Origin of the sequence: Thiocapsa imhoffii, assembly GCF_016583985.1 — a bacterium.
In the GTDB taxonomy this organism is placed as follows: Bacteria; Pseudomonadota; Gammaproteobacteria; order Chromatiales; family Chromatiaceae; genus Thiocapsa; species Thiocapsa imhoffii.
Genome location: NZ_NRSD01000043.1, coordinates 1 through 9,306, shown reverse-complemented (window position 1 = coordinate 9,306; position 9,306 = coordinate 1). Strand labels below are relative to the sequence as shown.

At 58.0% G+C, this 9,306-nt stretch carries 11 protein-coding genes; all 11 read right to left on the bottom strand.

The window, feature by feature from the left end:
• Window positions 1-638 precede the first annotated feature (638 nt).
• The 11 genes from CKO25_RS19930 to CKO25_RS19885 all read right to left on the bottom strand — a co-directional run bounded on the left by CKO25_RS19930 (window position 639) and on the right by CKO25_RS19885 (window position 8,937).
• On the bottom strand, window positions 639-1,475 hold the full coding sequence (locus CKO25_RS19930) for a class I SAM-dependent methyltransferase (RefSeq protein WP_200389704.1): 837 nt from the start codon (window positions 1,473-1,475) through the stop codon (window positions 639-641).
• Window positions 1,469-1,852, bottom strand: coding sequence for a RidA family protein (locus CKO25_RS19925; protein ID WP_200389703.1), 384 nt, complete (start codon window positions 1,850-1,852; stop codon window positions 1,469-1,471). Before CKO25_RS19925 ends, CKO25_RS19930 begins: the two co-directional genes overlap by 7 nt.
• A gap of 229 nt (window positions 1,853-2,081) precedes the next feature.
• Window positions 2,082-2,882, bottom strand: coding sequence for a DUF3050 domain-containing protein (locus CKO25_RS19920; protein ID WP_200389702.1), 801 nt, complete (start codon window positions 2,880-2,882; stop codon window positions 2,082-2,084).
• A 67-nt stretch (window positions 2,883-2,949) separates the two neighbouring features.
• Entirely contained in the window at window positions 2,950-3,687 is a 738-nt protein-coding gene (locus CKO25_RS19915) for a hypothetical protein (protein ID WP_200389701.1), read from the bottom strand.
• A 106-nt stretch (window positions 3,688-3,793) separates the two neighbouring features.
• Window positions 3,794-4,987 carry an AMP-binding protein gene (locus tag CKO25_RS19910; protein WP_200389700.1) on the bottom strand — a complete coding sequence of 398 codons (1,194 nt, stop codon included), beginning with the start codon at window positions 4,985-4,987 and terminating at the stop codon, window positions 3,794-3,796.
• Between the two features lie 32 nt (window positions 4,988-5,019).
• Complete coding sequence (locus tag CKO25_RS19905) at window positions 5,020-5,826, bottom strand: glucose 1-dehydrogenase (protein WP_200389699.1); 807 nt, start codon at window positions 5,824-5,826, stop codon at window positions 5,020-5,022.
• A complete protein-coding gene (locus CKO25_RS19900) occupies window positions 5,823-6,593 on the bottom strand; it encodes a HalD/BesD family halogenase (protein WP_200389698.1) in 771 nt (256 codons plus the stop codon). The genes CKO25_RS19905 and CKO25_RS19900 overlap by 4 nt, the downstream gene beginning before the upstream one ends.
• A gap of 61 nt (window positions 6,594-6,654) precedes the next feature.
• Entirely contained in the window at window positions 6,655-7,236 is a 582-nt protein-coding gene (locus CKO25_RS19895) for an acyl-homoserine-lactone synthase (RefSeq protein ID WP_200389697.1), read from the bottom strand.
• A 662-nt stretch (window positions 7,237-7,898) separates the two neighbouring features.
• Entirely contained in the window at window positions 7,899-8,222 is a 324-nt protein-coding gene (locus tag CKO25_RS21425) for a recombinase family protein (RefSeq protein ID WP_276569069.1), read from the bottom strand.
• A 68-nt stretch (window positions 8,223-8,290) separates the two neighbouring features.
• Window positions 8,291-8,572 carry a hypothetical protein gene (locus CKO25_RS21420; protein WP_242467773.1) on the bottom strand — a complete coding sequence of 94 codons (282 nt, stop codon included), beginning with the start codon at window positions 8,570-8,572 and terminating at the stop codon, window positions 8,291-8,293.
• A 74-nt stretch (window positions 8,573-8,646) separates the two neighbouring features.
• Window positions 8,647-8,937, bottom strand: coding sequence for a hypothetical protein (locus CKO25_RS19885; RefSeq protein ID WP_200389695.1), 291 nt, complete (start codon window positions 8,935-8,937; stop codon window positions 8,647-8,649).
• Window positions 8,938-9,306: the final 369 nt, after the last annotated feature.

The window sequence follows — 9,306 nt, the reverse complement described above, 5'->3', positions numbered from 1 at the left end:
GGAATGAGCGCTACCTCGCCACGCTGCTCTTCGAGGCGCCGAAGATCTCTCCACAAAAGACAGCCTCCAAGGGCCCGAATATTAGGAAAACGTGATGCGATTGCCCTGGGCCGCCGGGTCGTTCTCTTCCAGCACAATGCAGTTATGCCTGGATTTGCTTCGCATCTTGGCACCGGGTGACGAGCATGGTCCTGCTTTCATCACCGTGCGTGACGCCAGTCCCTGGCGATCGAATCTGGAAATAGCCGCCGGCCGATCCGGATGTCGCGGTGAAAATCCACGTGCGTCTATGTCCCTACGCCGGCGCCCCCGATCTGGATCATCGCCAAGGACATCCGGCGATCGGTGGCACCCGGCCGCCATTCAGGGCGGAGTGCGGGGACGGGAGAAAACGGGGTTTCCGGCCGAGCACTACATAATGCCGGACCGAAGCTGCATTGCTGCAGCACACACAACTATCCTGACAGAGGGGGCAAGGAGACCATCGTTTACCACAAGTACCAGGGGCGGGCTACCCGCATGAGGGTGCCATCCCGTGCGCGTACGGTAATTCCAGCGGATCGAACCTTTGCTCGGTCTGGTTATCGACTTGCTGGAGTCGATTGCTGCCGGAGTGCAGGCGAGGACCGGCCAAGCGCTCAGGCTTTCTCTCTGGTCGCCGGTCCAGGTGACGGCCTCACTGCTTTCACCACGAACGAGCCGTTATGGCCATATGTCATATGCTTGAGCGCGTGATCATAGATCGCCTGCATCCGCTCGGTCGCCTCTTTCCTGAATTCAGCTGGAAATAATTGCGGCCGAAACTTCAAAACAACATCGAGAAATGTGTCCCGTCCCATGTTCTCAGGAGTCATGACAAAAATTCGAGGAGCGACCTGCTCGAATCCTGAGGCTCGCATCAGATAACCAAGTTTGCCGCCGACGAACCGATCGCCGCCCCTCTGCGCCTGGAGCGCCTGAGTCTCTCGGATCAGGAAAGAGAGGTCTTCGTGGGGCGGAAAGATCCCGAACACGCTCTCATCACTATCGAGCACACAAATTTTACCGCCTGGTTTGAGGATCGAGAAGATCTGACTCATCGCGTCCAAAGGGCGCTCCAAGTGCTGAAAAAGCAGGCGAACATAGACAAAATCGTATTGTTGTCGATGATCGGAAAGATCGTATACGGAGCCCTGCTCGAAAGCGGAGTTTTCACGCTTGATCGTCTCCGCGATCTTCAGTAGCTCATCGCTGATATCAATGCCTGTGACGAAGCCTTCGTCGCCGACGTACTCCGCCATAAGCCGGGAAATGACACCGGGGCCACACGCGACGTCCGCCACCCGATCCCCGGCCTTCAAGCCAGTCCACTCCAGAAACTCTCGCTCGAACGACCAGGTTGCACTACCCTGCATGACAAGACGTCGACGTTCGGTATCGTCAAATTCGACGAACGCATAGGAACCACTCTGTCTGCTCATGACCAGATCTACCATTCGATGATCGCGTCGACTTCGATCTCTACCATGAGACTCGGATCGACCAGACGCGAGACCCCAACGCATGTCGCAGCAGGGTCAATCCCGACAAACGTTTCGGCATGGGCCCGCGCGAATTCTTCGAAGCGGTCTATATCGGTGATGAAGGTGCGGGTGCGCACCACATTGTTAAACGTCCCACCCAAATCCGCGAGTGCCTTTCCAATCTTCTCGAAGATGAATTTACATTGGGCGTAGACGTCTCCAGGTCCGACTATGTTTCCCTCCGAATCGACTGCAGTTGTACCGGACACGAATACGTGACCGCCGACTTTTGTTGCTCGGGAATAGGCTACGGCCTTCTCCCAAGAGCCGCTACTGTAGACTTTTTCCATTCTAGATCCCCTCCGGCTGCCGAGTTGAACGAGATGTGATTCCCTCGTCGAAAGCTCCTTGTGATGAAGCTCGCTCCCCCTTTGCGTCCGCGCCCTCATGAAAATCCGAATGTTTCGAGTCACGACGGCGTTCAGTGAAGTAGGCGGGATACCCCTCCGCCCCTTCTCGCTTCGCCTCAAGAGCATCAATAGACATCATTTCGCTATCTCCTTCTGGTCGATCACCGGCTCACTCGTGTACTAATTCGGCAAACGCGGACACCTGGTTGATCCGCTCCTGCCCGATGGAAAACTGGTCGAGCAGTCCGTCCCAGAGCCGAATCCGCGCCCTGATTGCCTCCTGCGCACTGTGCAGCGCTTTGGCATGACGCACACTGTCATTTCCAATCAGCTTCTCCAGGATTTTCGTCGCGGCGGGGCCATGCTGCTTACTATCCAACTCAATGTGCCGTTCCAGATAGTAGATCATGCCGGGAGCCTCATCCACAGCAATGCCCCACTTATGTAATAGGGCTCGGAACATTATCGGGATGGATTCCTCTCTGCCGAACAGAAAGCAGCTCGCAACCTCCTCTACGCTACCATGGTTCGCCAAGAAGATGTTCGAACTCACGAATTCCTGCGCGTAAGCCGGAACACCGGCCTCGCGTAGTGCGTCGTCAACGGCAGCCCCCTTCTTAACATGGCTCAAGAACTCATCGAAAAGATCCGTCGGTGCACCGATCTCCTGCATCGCCTTCAAATAGAGGGTCAGGTGGCTCGCAGCGACCCCGGCGCGGTCGACATCGGACTCCTCGTTGAGGATGATGTCATTGATCAGCCGCGCCGAGGCCTCGTCCAGCGGGGGAACCCAGGGAATCTGGGTACAGGTGAGGGAATTCTGCAGGCTCTTGGCCAGACTCATGAAATCCCATACAGCGAAAACGTGAATGCGCATGAACCTGCGCAGCTCATCCACGCTCTCAACGGCACGGTAGATCGGATGCTCGATCAATTCGGCTTGCAGGTCCTTTAAACTTTCAGCGAACATAGTGACGCTCCTTGGCGAATTGGCGCAAAGACAAGCGCGGGTTTGCCATCTTAGTGAGCAAACTGGGCTAGGCGGCAGGCTCCTTCGATGCGAAGGCGGCACCCCCCGAAGGTCTCTCCAGTACGCTGCTCTCAGCGGTTTTGTTCTCCGGTGAGTCATGGCCTTCGTCGCCGGAAGAAATGTCCCGGATCATCCGTGCGATAATCCGGGGGCCTGGGATAAGTAGGGCTGTGTTGGCGCGGTATTCCTGCCAATCCCGACCGATGGCGGCCAAGCCACGCAGATCCTGGTGATAGGTACCGAGGTAGAGGTAGATCGTGGCGCTCACGGCCAGGAACAGTGTGTCAAGGGTCATCACCGGATGAGTCCAGAACAGCACGATAAGAGCGGTATGGTGGGGAAAACGGATGTAGCGTTTGATCCCCTTCAGACGCACTCGGTAGTACGCAGGCTGCTCCTGTCCGCAAATCCGCAGTACCACTTGTTTCACCCCAAGCCACTGCCAGAACGATGTGGTGAATTTGAAGAAATAGAAGAACGCGATGAGCGAGGACGCCAGGATGAAGGTGCTCGCGTGGTAGGCAAGACTGCCAGGCGTGAGCTGAAAAAGGTAGACGCCGGAACTCTCCCAGTAGTGGAAACCGAGTAACAGGGTGATGACGGATACAGTGCTGTAGAAGAGATTCCAAGTATAGCTGGGGAACAAGTTGTTGTAGAAGGCAACTAGCGGCTTCGTCGTAAGCACCGTATGCAGTAGCCCATAGCTGGTTACAATCATGAGATCGGTAATGAGCCAGTGTGGCATCGGAAAGTCCTCTTCAGGGTGGTTTGTCGACAACGCGTTGAAGGCGAACCGAATCAACCTCCGCCCGGCCCGCTATCATCTGCGAGCTGCCCACATGCCGCCTCGCTCAGACGATTCGGGACAACTTGGCTAAAGGCGAGAAACCGTAGAAATCGCTCTCCGGCGGATCGATCGCGATCAGCGTATCTGCCGGTAGGCGTCCCCCGTCAAGAAGAGCGCGTTCAATTGGGCTTGTATCGTGTGCGCTCCCGCTGGTAACGATCGACAGCCGCTTCCGTTCGATCTCGTACTGATAGTGGTAAATGGACAGTGGCAGAGAGAACACTGCTTGATCGATCATCTTCGCACGGGCGGGTTCGATCCGCCAGCCGGCCACTCGTCCCTCGAAACGAAAATAGCCCGAGTCATCCGTCTTCACCCATGTAAAGCGGTCGCCGGTGTCATAGCGTAGGATCGGCAGCATTCCGTCCCGCAACCAAGTGACCAGGAGTCTTCCGGTGATCTCCCCCTGGGCGGAGGCTCCCGCGCCTTCATCAGGCTGTACCTCGAAAACGAAGTCCTCCTGAATCGGCAGATAGCGTCCGTCGTGGGTTCCGATCATCAGCGTTGCGGTCTCGCTGGAACCATAGACAAAGGGTATGACTTGGCTTCCCGGACCGAGAATCGCTTCCATGTTGGCTGCACACTCCAGAGTGATCAGTTCACCGGTCAGCAACGCCTTGCGTAATGGCGGCTGGTTGCCGTCGCTGTTCGCTCGCAGTTCCCTCGTTTCGTAAAGCACCTTGTAGGCCAGGGTCGGTGTGGTCATGATGGCTGTGATGCGATACCGGGAGAGCACGGAATGGATTCGCTCATAGCTACAGATTCCCGGAATCGGAAAGAGCCGGACATAGCCGACCCCCATTAGGTTCAGTGCGTGACACGAAGCCTCTACGAAGGGGCTGAGCACCGAATGATGGATCACCGCGATACGGTCCACGCCCGGTTCAAGGTGCGTCTTGTAAGCAGCGATCTGATTGAGAATGTTCCATTGCAGATCCTTCGTCCCCCTTGGGGTCTGGAGAGGAACTCCGGTCGATCCGGAAGTTTCGCTGAACAAGACTGCGTGGCGTAGATATTCCTCCTCACGCTCATTCCCGCGAGCGGTCAGGTCAGCCTTCGTCGTTACTGGTATTCGAGAAAGAACCTGGCACAGTTCAGGGTTGTCTTCGATCGGCAGCTTGAGGCCGTGGTAGCGGTATGCTAGCTCAGCCACTCGGAGCAACGCGCTCCTGGGGTTGGCGGTGATAACAGCATTCATCCCATTGGTCCTGTTTCAAGAGCGGAGCCGCACTACGCGCTTCCCGCCAGCCCGCCACCGTCGACCACCAACGCCGTACCGGTGACGAACGACGCGAGGGACGACGCCAAATACATAACGGAAGCAGCAACCTCGCCTGGCTCACCGACCCGGCCCAACGGGCGATAAATCCCCTCTTCGATCAGATCATCGGTTGACAGATCCAGTTGCCGTGCCTCTTCGACCAACATTCTGGTACGCGTGTCCCCGGGACATATACAGTTCACGCGAATATTGTCCTTGCCGTGATCCAGAGCCATCGCCTTGGTCAGCAAGACCACGCCTCCCTTCGATGCACAATAGGAAACCGCCTCTTTTCCACCAACCAAACCCCAGCCGGAAGCAGTGTTGATGATTACGCCTCCGCCATTGGATGCCATCACCGGAACAACGTATTTGCACATCAGGAAAACCGATTTGAGATTGGTATCTATCACCGCGTCCCACTCCTTTTCGGTCGTCTCCACGACATTAGCACGCCGGGTGATGCCGGCGTTGTTGAAGAGGATGTCGATGCAGCCGAACGTATCGAGGACTCGCTCGACAGCCAATTTACAATCCCGGCCTTCAGAGACGTCGGCTTCCACGAACAGCGCCTGCCTGTGATGGGCGATCAACTCTTCGGAAAGGCGGTCGCCAGCTTGCCGATCAACATCCGCTAACGCGACCCGTGCTCCCGCTTCGGCGAAGCACCTCGCTGCAGCCGCTCCGATCCCGTGCCCGCCGCCGGTGATGAGGATGACTTTCTCGGCGAACTCGCTACCCATGAGTGACGCGGCAATTCCCATTCCAGAGTTCACGGGTGCTCTCCGTACAATAAGTCCGCGGTCGCGCCGAACGGGATCGACATTCGATCGTCGAATGCCATGTTTAATACCCATCGCTCGCTCTTGTCGACTGCCAACGGTGTGACGCGATGCAGACATTCTCCCGCATTGAGCAGGTAACAGTCTCCGGCTTTGTGATGGGCCTGCCTTATCATGCCGCGACTCGCTGCCAACTCCACCCCTTTGTCAACATTTTGCTCCGCGCCCAGCCCATGCTCGGCGCACAAGCTTCGCCAATTGCTTATGTACTCGACCGAACCTCCCTGATCGTTGGGAGTCGCTTTTAATACCGCTATGAAGGCATAGCGGGGATCGTCGAGGTGCCAACCGTGGGTGTCTCCTCGTTTCTCAAGGAGATTCACCACCATCAACTCCTCCCTGTGGTGGACGCCGAAGATATCGTGATCGATGATCGTGGCAAGGGTCTTCCTGAGTTCGCAGTGGCCGTACAGCGTTACAAGCAGCACAGACGATTCGAGTATTTCGCTTCCGCTAACGACTGACATGATCCGCGGTGTAGCGTAGCCGGGCATCTGGAAATCTCGCTTCCGTTTCTTCCTCTGTATGGCGCCGATCTCGGCCACCAAGCTCTCGTAAACGGGCTTGATGAAGAACTCAGTCAATTTGACATAGCCATACTCTGAGAAGATGCACCGTAATTGATCTAAATAGGCAGGATCCCGATAGTGTTTGCCAATGATCGGTTTGGAAAGCAGCGACAGCAGTGCCGTATCTGCCATGGCCTTGACACTCCTAGATGTTCGGTTTTAATTTGTGGCCCCAGCGTGTCTTCACGGCGGATCAGAGTCCTGCCGCGGGCTGTTCCGTTTCAATCAGGCAAACGACTACAGGGTGTCCTTCGGCCACCATTGGCGGCCCCGTTCTGTGGGCATGAAAGCCAGCCCGCCGCAGCAATCGCTCCACCCCGATCGGTGAGACGGTGATCAACCGCTTGGCACCACGAGCAGCGGCACAAGTGATCGATTCCTTGAGCAGGTCGACGGCGGTCGGCGAGGAGTTCTGATGCGACGGATAAGTCGGGGAGCGGTTGAGATCCACGGCGGCGAAGCGGGAGAGCTCCCATACCTCCGGCGAGGAGGGCGGCGGTGCGCCGTTGAGCAATCTGGGGAAAACCTCTTCGAGCAAATAGGGTCGGGTGGTGGGAAGAAGCCTCGCGCAGCCGGTCACACGCCCATGGGCGTCACGCGCCACGACGTAGACCGTGTCCGACCGGTCGAACTGATCCCGCTCCTCTCCATTATCCACCCGCAAATTCCAACCGAGGCGCTCGACGAACACCTTCTGGCGATAGCGGGAAACCTGTGAATACACCCCTCGCGGCAGAGCCACCTGAGCCCCTGAAACCACTGAAACTATCTCCATGGCCAAGCCCTCTAACGCGTTTAGAAAACGAGAGCTATTCCACGGTAGATCTGGCGCTTAGGTAACTGTCAGAGTTGTCAGGTTGCTTGGTCCTCCGGCCGGCCGAGAGGAAATCCCGAGACCGTTTTCGTTGCTAAAGCGTCAAGGGTTTACCCTGTTAGGTCCAGCGAAACGGCTTGGCCACGGTGGCGTTGGAGACGTCGATGAACGCGGACAGCTTCCTTTGGAGATCTTCGACCGAGGTGAAGCTGCCGCGTCGATTGAGGATCTCCAAAAGAAGATGTCCGCCCCGCAAGTCATGGAGAGTTGGGCGGCGCCCGCATAGACGCACACCTATCCCCTCCACGATTGTGGGGATGAACTGCTCGTGCAGATGCAGGCGCGCTACGGAGCGGCCGTGTAGCAGTGGCTCTCCAGCGAGGACACCGATCCGGACCCGGACCCGCCGCCCGACGCCATCACCCAACTGGACCTCTTCGGCGCCGGCTTCGACGATCCGCTTCCCTTCTGACCGACCCGCGCCCGGCGGGTCGCCACCTTCCGGGCACCCTCCCCACAGGCGCCCGACCCAAGCGAGTCGAACACCGCCGCGACGCACCCGACACGCTGCCTTCGGGCTCCTCGCACTCCTCCACCTGCCAACACTGCGCCACCGGGGGTCATCAGTGCGGAAAGCCGCGAGCATTCCGCACGAAATAATTCGGGAATTGGGCGGTGAAACAAAGTGACCGACAACACGACATCGTTCCCTTCAGTCCCAACAGCAACCGGTCGTTGTAGTTCTGCGAATCATAGATCCCGTCGGCATCCCGATCAGGGTCGCCGAACAGTCCGCAGACCTCCAGCAATTGATACCAGTCCCGCGAGCTGCGCGCCAAGCGCGAGATCTTGATGCCGAGGACGATGCCGACATGGTCCAGACCGACTTCGGACATCAGCCGCTGAAAGCCGGGCCAACCCTCGGCACTGGCACCGGAACGGCCCAGATCCTCATCGATCAGGAGGAGCTGCGAGGGGACCAGCCGAGCTCGACCGCCCGATCCACCAAGGTGTACTACAGCCGGGTCGATTCCTGGTGGTGCTCCACTTGCTGCAGCGTGGATTCGCGCACGTAGACCACCGCTTGGCGCTGCAGATGTGAGGACTGGATCTTGCCGTACGCCAGGTTGGTCGGCGCACTGCACACGGGCGAGAGGACAGTGCTCATCGGCGTTCTCCTCTGCCGTTCCGGCTGTGCGCTCAGCCGGTGTTCGACCAAGCGGCTCAGCAGGGCAATCAGGCGCTCTCGCTGCCGCGGCGGCAGTGTGCTCCAGTGGATCGGAGCCTTGCGCGTCATGCCGGTGATCCAGCCATTTCGCAAGTTCCAACAACGCCCTACAATCGAGGTTTGGGGGTTTGTCAGAAACGCATCTATGGCGGTTTTCGTGATGGCGTATCGAAGCCGGATTCGGAGAAATCAAGCAGAAGATCGGCAGTGCCCGGACGCAGACCCGCAATCCCGATGCGGTCACCGACCATCTCCAGTTCTGCATGGTCGCCACCACCATCACCGGGCTCTACGCGGTCAGCTTGGCGCAGGCCCCGGCGCGGCGTTATGCCGCCGCGCGTCACACCGAATATGCCGTCGCCGATGTGCGCCGAGCGCTCGCCCATGATCTCGCCGACGTGGGTTTCGGGGTCGACTGCGGAGATCCCCGCCACGGTACCCCAAATCCCCTCGTCGCTGCAGTCATGGGGCTGGTGGCATGAGCAAAACGAGAAACTTCATCGGTGGAAGACTCCCTGCAAAAATGGCCGGCGGTTTGCGGATTAGGATGGGAAGCAACAGTGAAGCATCCAACCGTCAGCAAGTACAGGAGTGGCTCCTGACGCAGGCGCGACGGCGGCTGCGCGTATCCAGTCATCTGGTACTTTCAGTTCAATGGACCGCGGTCACCACTGTACTTCCGCTGAGAATCGGTCCAGGGCAACCGCATTACGATTTCCTAATATTCGAGCCCTTGGAGGCTGTCTTTTGTGGAGAGATCTTCGGCGCCTCGAAGAGCAGCGTGGCGAGGTAGCGCTCATTTT

What these genes read in the sequence shown, in the direction of transcription:
- CKO25_RS19930 (WP_200389704.1), bottom strand. Translation starts at nt 1,475, where the DNA reads ATGGTAGATCTGGTCATGAGCAGACAGAGTGGTTCCTATGCGTTCGTC.
- CKO25_RS19925 (WP_200389703.1), bottom strand. Translation starts at nt 1,852, where the DNA reads ATGGAAAAAGTCTACAGTAGCGGCTCTTGGGAGAAGGCCGTAGCCTAT.
- CKO25_RS19920 (WP_200389702.1), bottom strand. Translation starts at nt 2,882, where the DNA reads ATGTTCGCTGAAAGTTTAAAGGACCTGCAAGCCGAATTGATCGAGCAT.
- CKO25_RS19915 (WP_200389701.1), bottom strand. Translation starts at nt 3,687, where the DNA reads ATGCCACACTGGCTCATTACCGATCTCATGATTGTAACCAGCTATGGG.
- CKO25_RS19910 (WP_200389700.1), bottom strand. Translation starts at nt 4,987, where the DNA reads ATGAATGCTGTTATCACCGCCAACCCCAGGAGCGCGTTGCTCCGAGTG.
- CKO25_RS19900 (WP_200389698.1), bottom strand. Translation starts at nt 6,593, where the DNA reads ATGGCAGATACGGCACTGCTGTCGCTGCTTTCCAAACCGATCATTGGC.
- CKO25_RS19895 (WP_200389697.1), bottom strand. Translation starts at nt 7,236, where the DNA reads ATGGAGATAGTTTCAGTGGTTTCAGGGGCTCAGGTGGCTCTGCCGCGA.
- CKO25_RS21420 (WP_242467773.1), bottom strand. Translation starts at nt 8,572, where the DNA reads ATGACGCGCAAGGCTCCGATCCACTGGAGCACACTGCCGCCGCGGCAG.